Below are 20827 nucleotides of genomic sequence, written 5' to 3'. Positions count from 1 at the left end.
GGTTGGGGGGCTTAAATTCGTTTAAGCTGCCCCAGCTTTTGCTCTGCTTTTCGTTGCAACATGGCAAAGAACGCTACCGCGGTAGTACCCCCAGCTCTCCGGCATAAATTCATCTGAAAAATGCTCCGCCATGCCTTCGTATATACGTCCTGCATAAGTAGCCTGAAACTCTTTAGCCTCCTCGAGGATAGCGCGGATGACTTGAGTGCCGTTTTGCTCCAGGAAGCCGTCAATCACACCCTCGGCCGTTTCGGCATCAGTAAACAAATCATAATCCTGACCGAAGTAAATACTGAATAAGCTACTGAGCTCGCTAAAGTGATTGTGAATCATGATGGTGCTCAAAGCGCTTTCACCGCAGCGCTTCTGGCCTGTTGCAGGAATGCGGGAACCGTGGTTCCCCATAGCTCCGGGCTGAAGGTAAAGCCGAAACGTTGGCTGAATAATGACTCCACATTATCCTGCGCCAGTAACTCATCTATCTCATTAACCAAAGCCTCGCGCTGCTGATGAGTCGCCAGACGAATGTACTCTGCGATCAGCGCAGTAATATCGCCCTCTGCATTTATCAGGTCATAATCTTGACCAAAATAAACGACGATCAGGTTCTCAAGTTCGCTGGTTTTCATCGGCTTATCTCGCAGGGAAAGCGCTAAGGATAAAGTAAGGTTTGCCATTATAGCGGGTAAATTCAATCACAACGCCAACCCGGTGACATTGATAGACGTCAGTACTGCCGCGTAATACCCCATAACCCACTGATTCTGTGAAATTGTGATACACACTCAAACGGCTGCCGGGAGACGCGTACTTTACCCAATTCACAATATCTGCGCGGTTTGCCTTTACCGTAACAGAAACATACTTTTCGGCCTCTTTTACCGACCTGAAGGTGCTTGCTGCAATCAGTTTCGGGCGCCTGGCTAGCCTGGCAATAAGCGCTTCCGGAGTTATGTTTATATGCCGAGCCAATGTGTGCCCGCCCGGATATTTACCGCTAACGGACTCATGCTCAACCAGCTTAACCCGCCCCATACGCACGGATGCGACTCTGGCAGCGCCAACCGCTCCGGCAAAGACAAAAGGCACGGCAATATCGACCGTTAAACCAACGTTATAGGCCGTTTCCCGATCGGCACCCAATGTTTGCGCCAATAAAACGGCAGACTGATAAGTATCGGTAGTTGTTGGATGCCCGGTAATCATCTGATTGGAAGCGGCCTTGATGCTGTCCAGGCTATGCGTTCCCACCACCACACACCCAACTTTGGTGATAAACGTCGGATCCGGCGCATAGCACAACACCCCTGCCCCCATCAGCTCAACGACACCACCGGCAAGCCCCAAACCGCCAAGCAGACGGTTACTGAGCGTTTCGCCTTCAGTGACGCTTTCATCAGACAGCACCGCCGCAAGCTGCACCGGCGACAGGGCAATGCGCAACTCATCTTCATTCGCCATGTTCGTTCATCCGTGAATGAGCAAAGCCGTATGATTAACATAAGCTCTAGAAAGGATAAATACTGGAACGGTTAATATTTCGTAGCGCGAATAGAGGATTACTGAGCATAACATTCATTTAGAGAATGGAATGCCATGAATTATATTCACTATATATAGACAACATTACAAATATAAAAGAGCACCATAAATAACTGCGATCTGTATTCCAATGCTGAAAGCAAACAAACTGTAATTCCATACAGCTTATTTTTTCCTTTTACTGATAACGCTATAGTTTTTTCGCTGCGGCAAAATCCGTAGCCGGAGTTAGCGTTCCGAATCCCCCAACCCTGTTCGAATATGGTATAAATTCGAGCATGCCGATGCGCACCCAAACAATGGTGGCTCGGGCGGTGCTTCCTCCGGGAAGGCCGGTATCCGTTGGGGCCGGTACGCTAACGCCGTTCGAGCTACCACCCGAGTTTAGCGTCTCTTCTGGTAGCGGTATTTCTCACCCAATGGAAATAGCCGATATGGAAAACACTTACTTACCCAACGCTTCTGAAACCATCGCCAACACCCTTACCCTTTATCGCCAACTGTTTAACCACCTCGATCTCAGCGCTTTTAACCCCTCTGAACTTTTAGATCTGGCCGCCCTCTCTGCCGAGCAGGCGGAAGGTCTGTGCCACGGGCTGATGCTGTTCGGCCACTTGCTGCAAAAACACCCACAGCTGGATGCCGAAGGCTGGGAACAGTTGAATCGCTATCTCAACGCCACGGCGCATCTGGTTCCTGCGTTGTGTAATCTTTATGGGCAGGCGTTGCGGGAGATGGAGTTGAAATAACTAGGTGGTTAGCGGGTATAAGTGATAAAGCTGGGCAGTATTACTGTGTAATACTGCCTTTTTCAATTATTTTCCTGATAAAAACAAAAACGATTGTAAAAATAGCACCAAACACTCCAAGTATAATAAGAAATTTATGCATCATTAAAAATACCACTTTTATTAATTATCTCTCACCTCGCTCCACCCTATAAAAAATTTAAAGCTACTAGCTATCTAATTCAACATATAGGAATCAACCAAATAGTAATATATAGTTATAATTAGCAAGATAATAATATATGTGAAGTTTTTACCATGAAGCATTGTGCATAGAAATGTCAAAGGTATATAATTCAACCATGAGTAGTTTGCAATGAATGAATAAAAACTTAATAATCAACACATTAATATTTTATTGGACAATAAACAAAGTTGCCATTTATACGACAGGTGCTATATGGATAATAAAGAAGTCAAACTTCCCTTTCGACCTCGAGCACGATTGCTACAGTTGCTAGGAGATCAGCTAATAGGTTCTTCACGCTTGGCTGTTTTTGAACTAGTAAAGAACGCATATGATGCTGATGCAGAGGAAGTAACAGTTACGCTCGCCAATCTTGATTCAGATGCACCCAGCATAGTTGTTTATGATAATGGCGATGGTATGTCATTAGAGACAATATGCAATATCTGGTTAGTACCAGCGCATGATCACCGAGAACTACAACGCAACTCCTTGAAGAGAACACGTTTACAAAGATTACCTCTTGGTGAAAAGGGGCTTGGCCGCTTCGCTGTGCACAAGTTAGGTGATTATATAGAGTTAGTTACAAGAGCCCATGATAATTTAGAGTGTATCGTGACCATCGACTGGGATGATATAGTTCATAAACCATTTTTATCTGATGCCCCAGTAACGGTAAAAACTCGCGAACCAATAGTTTTTACAGAGGATAAAACAGGCACGCAAATCACGATAAAAAAATTACGTGAGTCAACATGGACACGGGGAGAAGTTCGACGGTTGCTACGACAAGTAACATCTATTTCATCTCCTTTTAGCAATCGCTCTGATAAATTCAAAACAATATTAAAAGTGCCAGAGCACTCTGATTGGGTTGATGGAGTTCCTGATGTTGATATTCTATTGAAAAGAGCACCGTGGTTTTTCGAGTTCACCTTTAGCAATGGTGTTTTTAATTGGAATTATTCATTTAATGGTATTCCTGGAATAAAACTCAATAAAAGAAATAATCTTGGTGTAAACGAAAAGTTATTACTGCCAGCGGAGCGCCGAGAAATCAATGATGACTTACAAACACTAACAAAACCAAAAAAAATTACAGCCGATGAAAAAACATCGGAAGGAATTGGTCCAGTGAAAGGTGCGTTCTATGCATTCGATCGTGATCGAGATATAATTTCAAAATTCGCTGACAGCCAATTAATTCAAAACTTTCTAGATGAAAATGGCGGTGTAAGAGTATATAGAGATAGTATACGTGTTTACAACTACGGTGAACCTGGTGACGATTGGTTAGGCCTTGATCTTCGTCGAGTAAATACTCCAGGTAGAAATTTAAGTAGAAACATAATAATAGGTGCTGTGGATCTTAAACTTGAGTTAAGTAATCAGTTAAAAGAAAAAACAAATCGCGAGGGATTTGTAGAGAATGATTCATATGAAAGACTACAAAAAATAGTTCTAGGAGCATTGTCAATTTTCGAGATAGAGCGCAAGCTTGACAAAGATAATATAAAAAAAATAACAAGCAGCGGAAATAATCCAGAAGATGTTAATATAACAAAACCATTAGAGGCTTTAAGGAAAGCAGCAAAAAAACATAATTTATCATCTGAGCTGGACCCATTAATCAATAAGGCAGAAAAGAACTATAATGAAATGCGTGACACGATGTTGCGTGCAGGACTCTCCGGGATGGGATTAGCAATAGTTTTTCATGAAATTGAACAAGGCGTAAGAGTATTATATAGTGCGATTGAAGCTGGAGGTAATGGAAAATCCTTACAACAGCAAGCTCACGAATTGGTTCGTATATTAGATGGTTTTTCCGAGTTACTTCGTAAAGGTGAAAGACAAAATAATAGTATAAAACATTTAGTTAAAAGAGCTCGAGATATAAATAAAGTTCGATTTAGATTCCATAACGTTACTTTAAATTGTCCTGCACTAGAAGACGACGCTGACGATTTCAAAAGTGTATTTTCATTTGGATTATTACTCGGAACTTTAAATAACCTGTTAGATAATGCCTTCTATTGGCTTCAAGTTAGATGGCCCGATCATGATCATGAACAAAAAATTTACATCAATATAGAACCAGATTTTGATGGCGGTCCTGCAATAATTATCGCTGATAATGGACCTGGTTTCCAAGATGATCCTGAAAGATTAACCCACCCGTTCTTTAGTCGTCGTCCAGATGGGATGGGTGTCGGATTGTACTATGCTAATATGGTAATGGAGTTAAATGGTGGGAGACTAATTTTCCCTACTGCTGAAGATGCTAACATTCCTGAAGGCTTTGACGGTGCAATAATTGCCTTAGTTTTTGGAAAAGGAGAAGAGCTTTGATTTTCACCCCCCCACGTTTCATCGTCTTAGATGATACAAAAGAGCATCTAACGGCAATTACAGATGCTTTTCAGAAATTAGGATCACCTTGTTTAGGGATCCATTTTGAAGCATCTAAAACACTAGATAAGAATCTCTTTCAAGGCGTGAGAGCGTTGTTCATTGATCTACATTTGTTGGGCGGTCAAGCATCTACCGATCAGCGTCAAAATTATGGAATCATATGTGGAATCCTTGAGGAGAATATCAATCCTAACGGAGGGCCATATATATTGGTTTTATGGACCGAATACCCTGACTATTGCGAAAAACTAAAGGAATATATAGAAAGGATTGAGTCATATGCAAAACCACTCGCCGTAATTAGTTTATCAAAAATAGAATTTATAAATACACAAGACGGCATGACAAATAACCCAGAAAAACTACGCACATCGGTAAGATCTGCTGTATATTCAAACCCACAATTAGCTGCAATGCTAGAGTGGGAGGCTGGAGTTTTAAACGCTGCCAGCGCTACTTTGTGTTCTTTATTAAATTTAATACCAATGAAGACAAGAATGGTAACAGCTACTCAGATAAAATAGACATATTGTTAAGTCGTCTTGCACAAGAAGCTGTAGGTAAAAATAACATATCAAATGATCACAGAGCTGCTGTAAATAATGCTCTTTCTCCGATATTATTTGATCGAATAATGAATCAAAAGAAAACTGAAGGAACAGATGATTTATGGTCTCAAGCCATAACAAAATATAATGAACGTTTATCATGCGCTACACAGGAAGAAGCCGGGTTAATAAATAAAATGCTCCATTTTGCTGATCCTGAATATGAAAATATCAGGCCAACTGATTGGGGGGCAGTTGTAAACTGGCCATTTGGAAACCAACCTGATGACATAGAAAAAATTCTAGGTATGCCTTTGAAGGGTTTCATATGTAATGAACTAAAAATGCGCAGTTCAGCAATTACTGATTGTAAATTTTTGTTAATAAGAGTTGGCGCTGTTTGTGATCACGCCCAAAATAATTCGGGAAGGATTACATATTTAATTGCTGTTGAAGTTCCAACTAGTGCGGAAAGATGCTTAGATAGGAACGGAAATGAAATTAAAGTATCCGATTCGATTTGGAAATCTCCAGTTTATAAACCCAATGGTTCTGATGTTATTTCAAACATATATGTACACATACGATTCCCGATAACAACAACAAAAGATGAATGTGATGGTTGGAGTGCAATATATAGGGTAAGAGAACAGCTGTTAATGAACCTTTTATCGACATCAAGTAATTATATGTCAAGACCAGGAATATTACAGTTACCCGTTTACTAAAATCATTAAGCTTCTTTAATAAAAGAAGCTTAATTAAATCCTTTCTAACCAGATAGTTAATTCTTTTATTCCGCCTATTTTTTCCTTGACTTTATTAGCTATATCAATTGCTGATATTACCACTACAGGATGGTTATCATTTATCAACTCCTCATAAGCTTGTTTATCAACATATGACGTGGTAACAATTATCCCGAATTGTCGATGTCTTAATCTTGATATTAAGCGAGATACAGCTTGTACCCCAACACCTGAATTCAATTTATAACATTTAGCTTCCAATGCAAATTCAACATCAATAGACCCTGCATCTAGTCCTAATCTATACGTTCCAATTGCATCTCTTCCACCATCTCTCCATTGCCTAGTTATTTCCCAGCGATGTATATTGGGCATAAAAAATCTCGCGATCTCAATTGCACATTTTTCAAAACCATATGGATTATTTTTATAATATGAGTGAATGCAATTTATATATGCTATTAAATCATTTGATTCCGGTATTTGTTGAGCTTTAGTTCTTGCTTTCTTGGATAATTGAGCTCTGAGTGGTGCTAGTTTTCGACTCTTAACCCAATCAAGCCAGGGCCTAGGAGCATATATAGAATTAACCGCATTGCCAAGTTGTATGTCTTTTATCCATTGCCTATTTACTTTTGGAACATCTAGAATTGTAAAAATTGCCCTATAATTTTGAAATCTATTTCCTTCCTCACTTTTTCTCCATATTGCAATCAAATCATCATCAGAACTTAAACCAATTGCTCCGGGAACTGCAAGCCCTAAGAATACAACATCTCTATAAACACCACTATTTGAAAAAATAAAAATAGGAGGAAAATGGAGGCTTTTTTTACTAGAATGAGCTTCATCAAACAGATTCTTAAGAATTAAATTACCTTGTCTATTAGTTTTATGAATATCTCCTGGCTTCCTATTATCTCCATAGTATATAAAAGTTCCATTCTCTTTATCTATCATATCAGGCCAGCTAGGGTCTGAAAAATTTGTTTTTAAAACTAACAGTTTCAAAGTCTCTACACTGGGCCTTTTCCCCAAATGTCTGAAACCCGCACCATTATCGACAGATAATAATTGTGGTAAAGGATCATCTGATGCATTACCATTTCTCGATCCCCCATATATCTCATCTATATATAAATCAGCTAAATGTAAGTCAGAGAAAATCATTCAATGTTTCCACTTTCATTTTGTTTTAAATTTATCCATTTAAATATTGAAGTCATAACATCAGAACAAACTCCATTACCACATAACTTGACTTTATTACGTCTATTCCCAAAAGGAAGTATATGTTCTTCTCCCCCTCCCATAGCTAGCAGTAATTCATCCGGCTGAAGCATTCTAATGAATGGCTCGTCATTTTCCCAGGTAACCAAACCAAAACGATCTATTGTTGTGATGGTCCTTAATGGCACATCTAATGATTGCCATCCGCCAGCATAATCTGAACCATAGTAAACTATTATAAAAGGAACATTCTTACCAAGTTCAGAAATTGCTCGTTCAGCTCGTTCTATTGTCGCCTTAGCTCGTTTAGGACTGTATAATTTATTTTTCTTATAATCTGCCTTCCAGTTAATTACATCCCTGGCTATTTTTTTATTAGGTGAAAGTATTTTTAATAATTCATTCTGAGTTACAGTTGAGCCTTTTTTATCACAAATAAGAAACATTCTTTTACGCGCCTGTGGCGATCCAAAATCAAATGAGTTAAGCAATAAATCACTGACCTTATATCCTAGTCCTTCGATAGTTTTGACCAACTCATCGTGCCGATCCCACTTTTTCATCCTATTAACGTTTTCAACAATGACCCAACGGGCATCCATAGCTTTTATCCACGGCACTATACCTAAAGCTGTTTCTCGACTACTTTCTGAGCCTTCTTTAGCCCCCTTGGCTATAGAATGAGCAGTGCACTCTGGTGAAGTGAGCAAGACGTCAGGTTTGTACTTTCCGCCAAGATTTTCAACATCAACATCTTCTATGAAACTTGTAATAACGTCGGCACCAGGAAAATTGGCTTTATAGGTTTGAGTCGCGAGCTCCCAAGCATCAAGACCTAGTAGAGGCTGCCCGCCCCCCCTTACAGCCCCACGAGCACCAAATCCACCACCACAGAAAAGATCAACAAAAGTTACCATAATTAAACTTCTTTTAAGAAAGCATATAGTTGAAGATTACCAGGCATTTGGTTAGTTTGCTAGCTCCTTACACGAACACCTACCCACATGCCCTTCTGGTGCTGCCAAACGTGTGCCATCTCATGAATAAAAAGATGCTGAGCTTCAGGATCTTGGTTCGCATAATCTCTTTCATAGAGTGACCTGCGAAAATACAACTCCCCATTCGGGCTCATCGCCGTGTACTGATTCTGCAACCCAAACGGCAGGTAGCTGTCGCAGTGAACCAACACGCTCTGATAGAAAATGGTGCTGCCAAACACCGAACGCGCCAGATTGACTTCGCCCGGTGTTAACGCCCGCGTGATCCCTTCCTGTTGTGGCTCCATCCTGGAACTCCTTGATCCGAAAGAGTTCAATGGAACGTCATTTTAGTTTTTAAGGTCAATCAGATAGGCCTTAGGAAGGCATAAGGAAGATCTGGTTTTTACGGGGATGAGAAATGCGTCAATACAGAGTGAAAATAAGCAGGTAGTGGTGGCGGGCAGATTCCAGGCACAAAAAAACCACCTTTCGGTGGCTTCTTGTTCGCGCGGTACTTAATGGTGCCGAAGGCCGGACTCGAACCGGCACGTATCTCTACGGTTGATTTTGAATCAACTGCGTCTACCGATTTCGCCACTTCGGCACTGAAGTAGTATGCGGAAAACGGGTGAATTATACCTTCCCGCGACCAGCACGCAACACTTATCCGTTGTTCAATGAGTTAAGTGTCGAAAAAACCGCCGCAGGGCGCGTTTGCCCGCCCCGTCTTCTCGCTCCACGCCCTTCACAACCCTGTTAATGGTGAGCAGGCTGTTGCAACGAGCATCCAGGATAAGGCGCCACACTCACGCAATACCATCCGATCCCAGGTTTCAGCATCGTTGCACAGCACAATGATCGCTCCTGTGCCGTACGCCACTCACTCTCACTAGCCAGAGCCGCTCGCCCAACTAGCGAAACAGGTTCAGGAGCCCGCCACGCGGAAGGTAGCACCTGCCTCCCCCATCGCCACTGTCTCACCCTGCGCCTGGCAAAAACAAAATAATCCCCAGCCGTAATGGCAATGCTGCAAATAATTGCACGCCAATGTGTCAGCGAATAAAGAATGAGGTTGCGCAACATTCCGAGAACACTATTTTTTCATTAATGAATGTCAGATGGGAAATATAGAAGCGGAATGCTGCCTTCAGGGGAGAGACGCTATTTCGTTTAGATCGGGGTTTATCTAAAATCACCAGAAAATAGCGTACATACGTAACAAAATAGCAACTCAAGGCGTAAAAACCAGCAGAGAACACTTGCCTCTGCAGAGTTAATAGCTTTAAGATGATGTAAGAAAATTTTCCCTGGTGTTGGCCAATATTGGCAGCCTGACCTACGCGGTCAGGTTTTTTTTATATTTTTTATCAAAACATTACCGGGAAAGTGTATCGCCTTAAGGGGTGAGAAACTAGTTAGACTAAAGTACAGTCCCTTACTAGACCTTTATCAGTTCATGCAGGTTATTATTTCACATCGTAGAAATCAGGGCCGGTGCTGTATTGCTTCCCTCTCGTGAGCCGCCACGCTGCCCACTCAATACCGATTAACGCCCATCATTTCCCGGTTCGAAAGCTGCCGTGAGCGAGCAGCCTATTCATCCACCGGTTTAATCAGCCGCAGCTCCATCCCCAGGCGCACGGCATGTCGGGCATTCGTTACCCCCAACTTTTTGACGACGTTGGACATATGGTACTTGATGGTGCCGGTCTTTATGCCCAGGATCATCGCCGTTTCCTGGTAGGTTTTACCCACGCTGGCCCAATAGAGGATTTCGTTTTCCCTGTCGGTAAAGCGGGCATTGCCTTCCAGCGCCGCGGCGTTTTTATCTGACGGCGGGGCCAGCGCCAGATACGACTCATGGATTGAGGCCAGCAATACCGAGATTTCACCTTTACGTTCGATGAGCGCCGGGATGATTTCCGCTTTCTGTTCTGCGCTGAAGGCAAAGGAAAGCGTGACGAGATTGTTGTTGTAATCGTGCAATACGAAGGTATAGCCGTGCGTCACGCCAAACTCGCGGGCCTGCTCGAACAGTTCGGGAAAATGCAGCCCTGAGTCGGCCATGATTTGCTCGTCCCAGGCGAAGGGGGTCAGGCGGTTGCGGGCGGTAATCACCACCGGATCAATGTACTGCAAACCCTGCTCTTGATACTTGTTGACCCATTCAGTCGGGTAGTTGGTGACGCCAAAAATACAGGAAATGTCTTTTTTGGATAACACCACATACGCCCACAGGAGCTCGCCCAACTCCCCCAACGCCGCTTCCAGGCGCTTGCCGATGATATTGCTGAGATTGTATTCGTCTTCCATTGACTGCCCGCTCCCTCTATCCGCATGCCGCAGGGTTGACTATAGCACGACGAAAAGCGACAGGTCGGGGGAGTGGTTCACCGGGGGCATGCCGCACCCACAAAAAAGGCGCGGCCCCGCGGCCACGCCTTTTCCCATACCGCTCGCCCCGCTACTTGCGTTTGAGCAGCATGTACACGCTGATCAGCAGGAACAGCATGCTCGGCAGCAGTGCCCCCAGCACCGGCGGCATGCTGTAAACCATGCTCAGCGGGCCGAAGATCTGATCCAGCACGTAGAACAGGAAGCCGAAGCTGATGCCGGTCACCACGCGGATGCCCATCGGCACGCTGCGCAGCGGGCCGAAGATAAACGACAGCGCCATCAGCATCATCACCGCCACCGACAGCGGCGAGAAGATTTTTCGCCACATGTTGAGCTGGTATTTGTTGGATTCCTGGCCGCTCTGCTTCAGGTACTTCACGTAGTTGTGCAGCCCGCTGATGGAGAGCGAATCCGAATCCAGCGCCACCACGCCCAGCTTGTCCGGGGTCAGGTTGGTTTTCCATTCGCCGGTCAGCGTCTGGGTGCCGGTCACCTGTTTCGGGTTGGTCAGATCCGAGGTGTCCACCTGCGAAAGCTGCCACAGGCCGTTCTCGAAGCTGGCGGTGGCGGCATAGCGCACCGTCTCCAGGCGACGCTGATCGTTGAAGTGGTAGATGTTGACGCCGGAGAGTTCTTTATCGCCGGAGACGCGCTCGATGTAGATGAAGTCGTTGCCGTCCTTCGCCCACAGCCCGCTCTTGGTGGAGAGCAGCGAGCCGCCGTACATCTGCTGGGCGCGGTAGTTGCGCGCCATCTGCTCGCCCTGCGGCGCCACCCACTCGCCGATCGCCATGGTCAGCAGCACCAGCGGAATGGCGGTTTTCATCACCGAGCCGGCGATCTGCAGGCGGGTGAAGCCGGAAGCCTGCATCACCACCAGTTCGCTGCGCGTCGCCAGCTGGCCCAGGCCGAGCAGCGCGCCGAGCAGCGCCGCCATCGGGAAGAAAGTCTCGATGTCTTTCGGCACGCTCAGCAGGGTGTACATGCCGGCGCTCAGCGCGGTGTATTCGCCCTGGCCGACCTTGCGCAGCTGATCGACGAACTTGATAATGCCTGACAGCGACACCAGCATGAACAGCGTCATGATGATGGTGTTGAAAATCGTTTTACCGATATAACGGTCTAATACGCCAAACATCAGGCCGCTCCTCTCAGGCGTGCGCGCAGCTTGCGCATCGGCACGGTATCCCACAGGTTCAGCGCCAGCGCCAGCGCGAAGTAAACGCCGTTAACCAGCCACAGCCACAGCATCGGATCCAGCTTGCCCTTGCCGGCGTTGGAGCGCAGCGAGGTCTGCAGCAGGAAGAAGATCAGGTACAGCAGGATGGCCGGCAGCATGCTCAGCACGCGGCCCTGGCGCGGGTTCACCACGCTGAGCGGCACCACCAGCAGCGCCATCAGCGCCACCGACACCACCAACGTCAGGCGCCAGTGGAATTCGGCGCGCGCGTCCGGATCGTCGGATTCCCACAGCGTCTGCATCGACATCTGTTCGGATTCGGTGTTGTCCGCCGCCACGGTGCGGTGGCCAATCACCGCCTTGTAGTCGGTGAAGTCGGTAATGCGGAAGTCGCGCAGCAGCGCGGTGCCTTCAAAGCGGGTGCCCTTGTCGAGCGTCACCACCTGCGAGCCGTCTTTCTGCTGCACGATGTTGCCGTGCTCGGCCACCACCACCGACGGGCGTTGGTTGCCGTTCGGCCGCAGCTGCGCCAGGAACACGTCGTTGAAGGTGCTGCCCTTCACGTTGCCGATAAACAGCACCGCGTTGCCGTCCTGCGAGGGTTTGAACTGCCCTTCCGCCAGCCCGGCGATGCTCGGGTTGGCCTTGGCTTCGTTCACCACCACGTCCTGATAGCGCGAGGCCCAGGGCCGGCCCAAAATACGTTCACCGCCGCGATCGCAGAGGTGAGCAGCGCCAGGATCATGGCGGCGATAATCAGGGTGCGTTTGCCCAGCCCGCAGGCGTGCATGACGGTGATTTCGCTCTCGGTATACAACCGCCCAAGCGTCATCAGCAAGCCGAGAAACAGGCTCAAAGGCAGGATGAGCTGCGCCATTTTCGGCACGCCCAACGCGAGCAGAGAGAGTACTAAGTTTGTCGGGATATTGCCGTCCACCGCGTCGCCCAACACCCTGACCAAATTCTGACAAAAGAAGATCAGAAGCAGGATGAACAGGATGGCGATTTGGCTCTTGAGCGTTTCCCGTACCAGATATCTTATGATGATCACGCTTATTACGCCTGTGAAAACTTGTCTTTTTGCAGGAAAATCGATAATTTCATCGTTAATCCGCCATTTATTCTCATCATATGGCAACCTTCACAGCTAAAATAGTATTACAACATCAAGCCGTTTGGGTGTCCTATAGGAACTTGCTTATAGTCGCCAAAACAGAGCAATTTATGCCGTTCAGGTTAACATAATCCGTTAACTCAAATGGCAGGAGATCGTTACGGAGTCGGTTATTCTAGCCGTAGCGTCCGCCTTTGTCTTTAAGATTCAGGAGAGTGCATGGAGTTCAGTGTAAAAAGCGGTAGCCCGGAAAAACAGCGCAGTGCCTGTATTGTAGTCGGCGTTTTCGAACCGCGCCGCCTGTCCCCTATCGCAGAACAACTCGACAAAATCAGTGATGGTTATATCAGCGCATTGCTGCGCCGTGGCGAACTGGAAGGCAAGGTCGGGCAGACGCTGCTACTGCACCATGTGCCCAACATTCTCTCCGAGCGCATCCTGCTGATCGGCTGCGGCAAAGAGCGCGAGCTCGATGAGCGCCAATACAAGCAGGTGATCCAGAAAACCATCAATACCCTCAACGACACCGGCTCGATGGAAGCGGTCTGCTTCCTGACCGAACTGCACGTGAAAGGCCGCAACACCTACTGGAAAGTGCGTCAGGCGGTGGAAACCGCCAAAGAGACGCTCTACACCTTCGATCAGCTGAAAAGCAACAAGGTGGAGCCGCGTCGTCCGCTGCGCAAAATGGTGTTCAACGTGCCGACCCGCCGTGAGCTCACCAGCGGCGAGCGCGCCATCCAGCACGGCCTGGCGGTGGCTTCCGGCATCAAGGCGGCCAAAGATCTCGGCAACATGCCGCCGAACATCTGTAACGCCGGCTACCTGGCCTCGCAGGCCCGCCAACTGGCGGACGCCTTCAGCACTAACATCACCACCCGCGTCATCGGCGAACAGCAGATGAAAGAGCTGGGCATGAACGCCTATCTGGCGGTCGGCGCCGGTTCGCAGAACGAATCATTGATGTCGGTGATGGAATATAAGGGCAACCCAAATCCGGACGCTAAGCCGATCGTGCTGGTAGGCAAAGGGCTGACCTTCGACTCCGGCGGCATCTCGATCAAACCGGCCGACGGCATGGACGAGATGAAATACGACATGTGCGGCGCGGCGACCGTGTACGGCGTGATGCGCGTGGTGGCGGAGCTGAACCTGCCGCTGAACGTGATCGGCGTGCTGGCCGGCTGTGAAAACATGCCGGGCGGCCGGGCGTATCGTCCGGGCGACGTGCTGACCACCATGTCCGGCCAGACCGTCGAGGTGCTGAACACCGACGCCGAAGGCCGCCTGGTGCTGTGCGACACCCTGACCTACGTCGAGCGCTTCGAACCGGAGCTGGTGATCGACATCGCCACCCTGACCGGCGCCTGCGTGATCGCCTTGGGCCACCACATCACCGGCCTGATGTCGAACCACAACCCGCTGGCGCACGAGCTGCTGGGCGCTTCCGAGCAGGCAGGCGACCGCGCCTGGCGCCTGCCGATGGCCGACGAGTACTACGAGCAGCTGGACTCCAACTTCGCCGACATGGCGAACATCGGTGGCCGCCCTGGCGGCGCCATCACCGCCGCCTGCTTCCTGTCGCGCTTCACCCGCAAGTACACCTGGGCGCACCTGGACATCGCCGGCACCGCCTGGCGCTCCGGTAAAGCCAAGGGCGCGACCGGCCGCCCGGTGGCGCTGCTGTCTCAGTTCTTGCTGAACCGTGCAGGCCTGAACGGCGACGATTAAATCTGAGCGGTAATTCAGGTATAATCCCAAGGGGCACAGCATGCTGTGCCCCTACATTTTTTTATCGGCAGCGGTGGATCCTTAATGAAACAGGCGACGTTTTATTTGCTCGACAACGCGGAACCGTCAGGCGCGCTCAGCGCCCATGAGGCCGTGGCCTGCGCCGTTGCCGCCAACGGCTTCCGCGCCGGCAAGCGGGTGCTGATCGCCTGCGAGAGTCAGGAGCAGGCCCAGCGGCTGGACGAAGCGCTGTGGCAGCGCGAGCCGCATGAATTCGTGCCGCACAACCTGGCCGGCGAAGGGCCGCACTATGGCGCGCCGGTGGAACTGTGCTGGCCCGGCAAGCGCGGCAATGCCCCGCGCGATCTGCTGATCGCCCTGCTGCCGCAGTTTGCCGATTTTGCTACCGCTTTCCATGAAGTGGTAGACTTCGTTCCTTACGAAGACACTCTGAAACAGTTGGCGCGCGACCGTTACAAGGCCTATCGCAGCGTCGGCTTCCATTTGACCACGGCTACGCCGCCAACTCACTGAATACGATAAAGAATGGAAAAGACAAACAGTCAGCTCGACACCGCATACGACCCAAAACAGATCGAACAGAAGCTGTACGATCACTGGGAGAATCAGGGTTACTTCAAGCCGAACGGCGACACCAGCCAGGAAAGCTTCTGCATCATGATCCCGCCGCCGAACGTCACCGGCAGCCTGCACATGGGCCACGCGTTCCAGCAGACCATCATGGACACCATGATTCGCTATCAGCGCATGCAGGGTAAAAACACCCTGTGGCAGGCGGGCACCGACCACGCCGGCATCGCCACCCAGATGGTGGTGGAGCGCAAGATCGCCGCGGAAGAAGGCAAAACCCGCCACGACTACGGCCGTGACGCGTTCATCGACAAAATCTGGCAGTGGAAGGCGGAATCCGGCGGCACCATCACCCGCCAGATGCGCCGTCTGGGCAACTCCGTGGACTGGGAGCGCGAGCGCTTCACCATGGACGAAGGCCTGTCGAACGCGGTGCGCGAAGTGTTTGTCCGTCTGCACAAAGAAGACCTGATCTACCGCGGCAAGCGCCTGGTGAACTGGGATCCGAAGCTGCGCACCGCCATCTCCGATCTGGAAGTGGAAAACCGCGAATCCAAAGGCTCCATGTGGCACCTGCGCTACCCGCTGGCCGACGGCGCGAAAACCGCCGAGGGCAAAGACTACCTGGTGGTCGCCACCACCCGTCCGGAAACCGTGCTGGGCGATACCGGCGTGGCGGTCAACCCGGAAGATCCGCGCTATAAAGACCTGATCGGCAAAGAGATCATTCTGCCGCTGGTCGGCCGCCGCATCCGTATCGTCGGCGACGAACACGCCGATATGGAAAAAGGCACCGGCTGCGTGAAGATCACCCCGGCGCACGATTTCAACGACTACGAAGTCGGCAAACGCCACGGCCTGCCGATGATCAACATTCTGACTTTCGACGGCGACATCCGTCAGGAAGCGGAAGTGTTCAACACCCTGGGCGAAGTCTGCACCGACTACTGCAGCGAAATCCCGGCCGAGTTCCGCGGCCTGGAGCGTTTCGCGGCGCGGAAAGCGGTGGTTGCCGCCTTCGATAATCTGGGCCTGCTGGACGAGGTCAAACCGCACGACCTGACGGTGCCTTACGGCGACCGCGGCGGCGTGGTGATCGAGCCGATGCTGACCGACCAATGGTACGTGCGCACCGCGCCGCTGGCCAAAGTGGCGGTGGAAGCGGTCGAACAGGGCGATATCCAGTTCGTGCCGAAGCAGTACGAAAACATGTACTTCAGTTGGATGCGCGACATTCAGGACTGGTGCATCTCGCGTCAGCTGTGGTGGGGCCACCGCATCCCGGCCTGGTACGACGTGAACGGCAAAGTCTACGTGGGCCGCAGCGAAGAAGAAGTGCGCAGCGAGAACAACCTGGGCGCCGACGTGGTGCTGACCCAGGACGAAGACGTGCTGGACACCTGGTTCTCGTCCGGCCTGTGGACCTTCTCCACCCTGGGCTGGCCGGAGCAGACCGAGGCGCTGAAAACCTTCCACCCGACCAGCGTGATGGTCAGCGGCTTCGACATCATCTTCTTCTGGATCGCGCGCATGATCATGCTGACCATGCACTTCATCAAGGATGAAAACGGCAAGCCGCAGGTGCCGTTCAAGACCGTCTACATGACCGGCCTTATCCGCGACGACGAAGGCCAGAAGATGTCCAAGTCGAAAGGCAACGTGATCGATCCGCTGGACATGGTCGACGGCATCTCGCTGGAAGATCTGCTGGAAAAACGCACCGGCAACATGATGCAGCCGCAGCTGGCGGAGAAAATCCGCAAGCGCACCGAGAAACAGTTCCCGAACGGCATCGAGCCGCACGGCACCGACGCCCTGCGCTTCACCCTGGCGGCGCTGGCCTCGACCGGCCGCGACATCAACTGGGACATGAAGCGCCTGGAAGGCTACCGCAACTTCTGTAACAAGCTGTGGAACGCCAGCCGCTTCGTGCTGATGAACACCGAAGCGCACGACTGCGGCTTTAACGGCGGCGAGAAAGTGCTGTCGCTGGCGGATCGCTGGATCCTGGCCGAATTCAACCGCACGGTGAAAGCCTACCGCGAAGCGCTGGACACCTACCGCTTCGATCTGGCGGCCAACATCCTGTACGAATTCACCTGGAACCAGTTCTGCGACTGGTATCTGGAGCTGACCAAGCCGGTGGTGAGCAACGGCAGCGAAGCGGAACAGCGCGGCACCCGCCACACGCTGATTACCGTGCTGGAAGCGCTGCTGCGCCTGGCGCACCCGATCATTCCATTCATCACCGAAACCATCTGGCAGCGCGTGAAGCCGCTGACCGGCACGACCGCAGACACCATCATGCTGCAGCCGTTCCCGGCCTACGACGCCGCGCTGGAAGACGAGCAGGCGCTGAACGATCTGGAGTGGATCAAACAAACCATCATCGCCGTGCGCAACATCCGCGCCGAGATGAACATCGCGCCAAGCAAAGCGCTCGACGTGCTGCTGCGCAACTGCAGCGCCGACGCCCAGCGCCGCGTGCAGGAGAACCAAAGCTTTATCGCCCGTCTGGCGCGCCTGGAATCCATCGCGCTGCTGCCGGCCGGTGAGAAAGGCCCGGTCTCCGTCACCAAGCTGGTGGACGGCGCTGAGCTGCTGATCCCGATGGCCGGTTTCATCGACAAGGACGCCGAGATCGCGCGTCTGGCCAAAGAGATGGGCAAACTGGATGCGGAAATCGCCGCGATCGAAGGCAAGCTGGCGAACGAAGGCTTCGTGGCGCGCGCGCCGGAAGCGGTGGTCGCCAAAGAACGCGATCGTCTGGCGGCCTGCAAAGAAGGCAAAGTGAAGCTGCAGGAACAGCAGGCGACCATCGCCGCGCTGTAATCCGCCGGCTCACGCCAACGCCTGAAAAACAGCGGGGTCTTCCCCGCTGTTTTTTTATCGCCGTTGCATCCGGGCCGGGTTAGATGTTATTACAAGATATTACTGCTGCAGGGACGCCGCCGGGAAATAACCCCCGGCGCGTTTCGTGCTGCGATAAAAACGAAAACGAACGTGGTCTCTTTCAATGGCGAGTGTAAACATGACAACAGCAACCCCGGCGCGCCTGCTGGTGCGCCCCATCACGGCGGAAGACAATCCCGCCATTGCTCACGTCATTCGCGAAGTCTCCGCCGAGCACGGCCTGACGGCGGATAAAGGCTATACCGTCTCCGATCCCAATCTGGACGCCCTGTATCAGCTCTACAGCCTGCCGCGCAGCGCTTACTGGGTGATCGAGGTGAACGGCCAGGTCGCCGGCGGCGGCGGCATCGCGCCGCTGCAGGGCGGCGCAGACGATATTTGCGAATTGCAGAAGATGTATTTCCTGCCGGTGTTGCGCGGCAAGGGATTGGCGAAACGCCTGGCGCTGCAGGCGCTGGATTTCGCCCGCCGGCACGGCTTCCGCTGTTGTTACCTCGAGACCACCGCCAGCCTGACGCAGGCCGTCGCGCTGTACGAACACCTGGGCTTCGAACACATCGACCACGCGATGGGCGCCACCGGCCACGTCGATTGCGAAGTCACCATGCTGAAAACGCTGTAACCGTCCCGCCTCTCCATCAGGGCGCAGCTTGCTGCGCCTTTTTTATTAATATCGCAATCAATCAGTAAAACTCGCTATAACGCCGTTTTTCAAGCAGATAAACTGACGTTAAAAACCGCGATGTAAATTTAATGTGAAGTTCGTTAATAAATTAACGATCGTAAATTGACCGCTTGCTCCCCCGCGCTACTCTGCCAGTATCCCAATCGCGCACGGAGAGCTGTCATGTCGGAAAATACCTTTGATTACATCATCGTCGGCGCCGGTTCCGCCGGCTGCGTGCTGGCGGCGCAGCTGATCCGCCGCACCCAGGCGCGGGTGCTGCTGCTGGAAGCCGGCGGCGACGACAATAACCTGTTTATCAAGATGCCGGCCGGCGTGGCCAAGATCATCGCCAAAAAGAGCTGGCCCTACGAAACGGAACCGGAACCGCACGCCAATAACCGCCGCATGCAGATCGCGCAGGGCAAAGTGCTGGGCGGCAGCAGTTCGGTCAACGGCATGATCTACCTGCGCGGCCAGCCGCAAGATTACGACGACTGGGCCGAGCGCTATGGCTGCGCCGGCTGGAGCTACCGGGAGGTGCTGCCCTACTTCAAACGCGCCGAGGCCAACGAAAGCCTGTCCGACGACTACCACGGCGCCGACGGGCTGCTGCCGGTCAGCGAGAACCGCTATCGCCATCCGCTGAGCATGGCGTTTATCCGCGCCGGCCAGGAGTTGAACCTGCCCTATCGCAACGACTTCAACGGCGATAGCCAGCACGGCGTCGGTTTCTACCAAACCACCACCCGCAACGGCGAGCGCGCCAGTACCGCCCGCACCTACCTGAAGGCGGTGTGCGACGAACGGCGGCTGGTGGTGAAACTGAACGCCCTGGCGCACCGGCTGACCTTCGAGGGCAACGTCGCCACCGGCGTGGTCTACAGCCAGAACGGCGGCGCGGAAGTGACCGCGCGCGCCACCAAAGAAGTGATCGTCAGCGCCGGCGCGGTCGGTTCGCCGAAGCTGCTGATGCTGTCCGGCATCGGCCCGCGCGAGCACCTGCAGCAGCTGGGCATCGAGGTGCGGGCGGATCTGCCGGTGGGCAAAAACTTCCACGACCACCTGCACATGTCGATCAACGTCAGCACCCGCGAGCCGATCAGCCTGTTCGGTGCCGATCGCGGCCTGCAGGCGCTGAGCCACGGTGCCCAATGGCTGGCGTTTCGCAGCGGCGTGCTCTCATCCAACGTGCTGGAAGGCGCCGCCTTCACCGACAGCCAGGGCGATGGCCGCACGGACGTGCAGATCCACTTTCTGCCGATGCTCGACAGCTGGGACGACGTGCCCGGCGAGCCGCTGCCGAACATTCACGGCTTCACGCTCAAGGTCGGCTACCTGCAACCGAAGGCGCGCGGCGAAGTGCTGCTGCGCAGCAGCAACCCGCGCGATCCGGTCAAGCTGCACGCCAACTACCTCGGTCATCCGGACGATCTGGCCGGCAGCGTGCGCGCGGTGAAGTTCGGCCTGGATTTCCTGCAAACCGCGGCGCTGAAGCCGCTGATCAAGGATCTGCTGATGCCGCAGCCGGAGTGGACGCGCGACGACGCGCAGCTGGAAGCCTTCGTGCGCAACTTCTGCAAGACGGTATATCACCCGGTGGGCAGCTGCCGCATGGGGCCGTCGCCGCAGGACGCGGTGACCGATCCGCAGCTGCGGGTGCACGGTTTTGAACGGCTGCGGGTGATCGACTGCTCGGTGATGCCGCAGCTCACCAGCGGCAATACCAATGCGCCGACCATTATGCTGGCGGAAAAGGCGGTGGATTTGTTGCTGGGCGCGCCGCAGTAAGGACGCG

Annotated in this window: 17 protein-coding genes, 1 tRNA gene and 1 pseudogene; 9 read left to right on the top strand and 10 right to left on the bottom strand. The window is 51.6% G+C overall.

Features of this window, described 5'->3' with window-relative positions:
- Positions 1 to 21: 21 nt before the first annotated feature.
- Genes ITX55_RS06535 through ITX55_RS06525 form a run of 3 tightly spaced genes read right to left on the bottom strand, consistent with a single transcriptional unit; the run spans position 22 to position 1461 of the window.
- Positions 22 to 345 (bottom strand): contact-dependent growth inhibition system immunity protein, encoded by a 324-nt coding sequence (locus ITX55_RS06535; RefSeq protein WP_223084944.1) that lies wholly within the window; start codon positions 343 to 345, stop codon positions 22 to 24.
- Entirely contained in the window at positions 342 to 629 is a 288-nt protein-coding gene (locus tag ITX55_RS06530; protein WP_223084942.1) for a contact-dependent growth inhibition system immunity protein, read from the bottom strand. Before ITX55_RS06530 ends, ITX55_RS06535 begins: the two co-directional genes overlap by 4 nt.
- 4 nt (positions 630 to 633) lie before the next feature.
- Positions 634 to 1461, bottom strand: coding sequence for an RNase A-like domain-containing protein (locus ITX55_RS06525; RefSeq protein WP_223084940.1), 828 nt, complete (start codon positions 1459 to 1461; stop codon positions 634 to 636).
- A 359-nt stretch (positions 1462 to 1820) separates the two neighbouring features.
- On the opposite strand from ITX55_RS06525, the gene ITX55_RS06520 reads away from it, so the two are divergent.
- The 4 genes from ITX55_RS06520 (at position 1821) to ITX55_RS06505 (ending at position 6208) form a co-directional block, all read left to right on the top strand.
- A complete protein-coding gene (locus ITX55_RS06520) occupies positions 1821 to 2291 on the top strand; it encodes an ash family protein (protein ID WP_255612272.1) in 471 nt (156 codons plus the stop codon).
- A gap of 439 nt (positions 2292 to 2730) precedes the next feature.
- Positions 2731 to 4869 (top strand): ATP-binding protein, encoded by a 2139-nt coding sequence (locus ITX55_RS06515; protein ID WP_197776716.1) that lies wholly within the window; start codon positions 2731 to 2733, stop codon positions 4867 to 4869.
- Entirely contained in the window at positions 4866 to 5456 is a 591-nt protein-coding gene (locus ITX55_RS06510) for a hypothetical protein (RefSeq protein ID WP_223084938.1), read from the top strand. The genes ITX55_RS06515 and ITX55_RS06510 overlap by 4 nt, the downstream gene beginning before the upstream one ends.
- Positions 5393 to 6208 carry a hypothetical protein gene (locus tag ITX55_RS06505; RefSeq protein WP_223084936.1) on the top strand — a complete coding sequence of 272 codons (816 nt, stop codon included), beginning with the start codon at positions 5393 to 5395 and terminating at the stop codon, positions 6206 to 6208. Before ITX55_RS06510 ends, ITX55_RS06505 begins: the two co-directional genes overlap by 64 nt.
- Positions 6209 to 6241: 33 nt before the next feature.
- On the opposite strand, the gene ITX55_RS06500 is transcribed toward ITX55_RS06505, so the two are convergent.
- The 7 genes and pseudogenes from ITX55_RS06500 to lptF all read right to left on the bottom strand — a co-directional run bounded on the left by ITX55_RS06500 (position 6242) and on the right by lptF (position 13067).
- Positions 6242 to 7399, bottom strand: a complete 1158-nt coding sequence (locus tag ITX55_RS06500; RefSeq protein WP_197776718.1) for a restriction endonuclease — start codon at positions 7397 to 7399, stop codon at positions 6242 to 6244.
- Positions 7396 to 8376, bottom strand: coding sequence for a DNA cytosine methyltransferase (locus tag ITX55_RS06495; protein WP_197776719.1), 981 nt, complete (start codon positions 8374 to 8376; stop codon positions 7396 to 7398). Before ITX55_RS06495 ends, ITX55_RS06500 begins: the two co-directional genes overlap by 4 nt.
- A gap of 59 nt (positions 8377 to 8435) precedes the next feature.
- Entirely contained in the window at positions 8436 to 8744 is a 309-nt protein-coding gene (locus tag ITX55_RS06490; protein WP_223084934.1) for a hypothetical protein, read from the bottom strand.
- 214 nt (positions 8745 to 8958) lie between these two features.
- Positions 8959 to 9043: transfer RNA gene (locus ITX55_RS06485), tRNA-Leu, on the bottom strand.
- Between the two features lie 989 nt (positions 9044 to 10032).
- Positions 10033 to 10752, bottom strand: a complete 720-nt coding sequence (locus tag ITX55_RS06480) for a LuxR family transcriptional regulator (protein ID WP_206196471.1) — start codon at positions 10750 to 10752, stop codon at positions 10033 to 10035.
- Between the two features lie 151 nt (positions 10753 to 10903).
- Positions 10904 to 11974 carry an LPS export ABC transporter permease LptG gene (gene lptG / locus ITX55_RS06475; RefSeq protein WP_047025123.1) on the bottom strand — a complete coding sequence of 357 codons (1071 nt, stop codon included), beginning with the start codon at positions 11972 to 11974 and terminating at the stop codon, positions 10904 to 10906.
- Positions 11974 to 13067: pseudogene (gene lptF / locus ITX55_RS06470) on the bottom strand (LPS export ABC transporter permease LptF). The gene lptG and the pseudogene lptF overlap by 1 nt, the downstream one beginning before the upstream one ends.
- A gap of 282 nt (positions 13068 to 13349) precedes the next feature.
- Here lptF and pepA point away from each other — a divergent pair.
- The 5 genes from pepA to ITX55_RS06445 all read left to right on the top strand — a co-directional run bounded on the left by pepA (position 13350) and on the right by ITX55_RS06445 (position 20820).
- Positions 13350 to 14861: a leucyl aminopeptidase gene (gene pepA / locus ITX55_RS06465; RefSeq protein WP_004933352.1), complete on the top strand. Its 1512-nt coding sequence runs from the start codon at positions 13350 to 13352 to the stop codon at positions 14859 to 14861.
- An 84-nt stretch (positions 14862 to 14945) separates the two neighbouring features.
- Positions 14946 to 15395, top strand: a complete 450-nt coding sequence (locus tag ITX55_RS06460) for a DNA polymerase III subunit chi (protein WP_004933353.1) — start codon at positions 14946 to 14948, stop codon at positions 15393 to 15395.
- A 12-nt stretch (positions 15396 to 15407) separates the two neighbouring features.
- The gene (locus ITX55_RS06455) at positions 15408 to 18284 is read left to right on the top strand and encodes a valine--tRNA ligase (protein ID WP_197849744.1); all 2877 of its coding nucleotides are present in this window, start codon (positions 15408 to 15410) and stop codon (positions 18282 to 18284) included.
- Between the two features lie 199 nt (positions 18285 to 18483).
- Positions 18484 to 18987: a GNAT family N-acetyltransferase gene (locus ITX55_RS06450; protein WP_108680115.1), complete on the top strand. Its 504-nt coding sequence runs from the start codon at positions 18484 to 18486 to the stop codon at positions 18985 to 18987.
- A 225-nt stretch (positions 18988 to 19212) separates the two neighbouring features.
- Positions 19213 to 20820: a GMC family oxidoreductase gene (locus ITX55_RS06445; RefSeq protein WP_108680114.1), complete on the top strand. Its 1608-nt coding sequence runs from the start codon at positions 19213 to 19215 to the stop codon at positions 20818 to 20820.
- Positions 20821 to 20827: the final 7 nt, after the last annotated feature.

It is taken from the genome of Serratia sp. EWG9 (genome assembly GCF_019913725.1).
GTDB lineage: Bacteria > Pseudomonadota > Gammaproteobacteria > Enterobacterales > Enterobacteriaceae > Serratia > Serratia ureilytica.
The sequence above is the reverse complement of the archived record's forward strand: the minus strand, read 5'-3'. Positions and strand labels throughout refer to the sequence as shown.